At 33.3% G+C, this 1,126-nt stretch carries 2 protein-coding genes; both read right to left on the reverse strand.

The window, feature by feature from the left end:
- Positions 1 to 458: 458 nt before the first annotated feature.
- Complete coding sequence (locus CVD18_RS22940; RefSeq protein WP_158250547.1) at positions 459 to 629, reverse strand: hypothetical protein; 171 nt, start codon at positions 627 to 629, stop codon at positions 459 to 461.
- 165 nt (positions 630 to 794) lie between these two features.
- Positions 795 to 1,126, reverse strand: a 332-nt coding sequence (locus CVD18_RS22945) for a hypothetical protein (protein ID WP_158250549.1), incomplete at its 5' end; no start/stop codon positions are given.

The raw sequence follows: 1,126 nt of genomic DNA on the forward strand, positions 1-1,126 counted from the left end.
TTTTTTCAAAAATCAAATATAAGTATCTCTTATACAGTGGCCTTACAGATATCTGTAATCTGGCCGTATTTTTTTTATTTTTTTTTTCATCAGTTAGGGTTTAGTAGTTAGTAGTGAGTAGTGAGTAGTGAGTAGTGAGTATTGAGTATTTAGAAATTGATATTTGGTGTTCCTTTGTTATTACAATCTAGATTAGAATCTATCACAACGCAATGAGTACTCCTTGGTTCCCAGCCTGCGCTGGGAGGACAGTTCATTCCCGACTTGATCAGGAGTCTATTATTAGAGGTTTGATACATATTTTTAAATTATTCATGAGTTAGTAGTGAGTAGAGAGTAGTTAGTAGTGAGTAGAGAGTAGTTAGTAGTGAGTAGTTAGTAGTTAGTATTGAGTATTGAGAAATCGATATTTGGTGTTCTGCATTGGGTGTTCGATATTTATTACTTTATTTTTCTTATCATTCTTTGTTTTGTGTTGCTCTATACAAAATGTACATTTTTACATAGATCGTAACGGCTTTTGGTTCGTCATTGAATAGGTTTGTTGCAAACTTGCCTATATCAACATCTAGTGCATTGAGGATCCCATAAAAAACCTTGGGGGGTATATCGTATTCGTGTTTTTCCATTACGTTACTTTTTTTCGCAAAATGGTATAGGAGCAATCAAAAACAGAATTTGGCAAACTGTATATTAACTAATACGTATTTACTCCTGTTACTCCTTCTTTTTGTTTTTCCCTTTTTTTTGAGTGCGCACTTAGCAAGCTTTATAGAGCTGGGCAAGTGACTGTTTTAATCTATTGTGATGGCTGATTTTATAATCTTGTCTAGATGATCTAATCTGGTTTTGATATCTGCGGTAGATAATTCTTCTTTAATGGTATTGAATGTTGTGATAAACCGAGTTGCATTTTTTTTGTTTTTGCCATAATCGGTTATTTGCCAATCAGTACACTTACTTTCTATATCAATAGTACCACGGTTGATACTTATGGTTATTGTTTCTCCCCATGAGAACCATGAGAAGCTGGTTAAAGCTTCTACTATGTAGTCTGAATCATGAAAAGAATCAAGTTTCCATTTTAGTTTATCTACTGTATCTAAAGCTATTACTAGATACTCTC

This window comes from Aquimarina sp. I32.4, assembly GCF_002924285.1.
GTDB lineage: Bacteria > Bacteroidota > Bacteroidia > Flavobacteriales > Flavobacteriaceae > Aquimarina.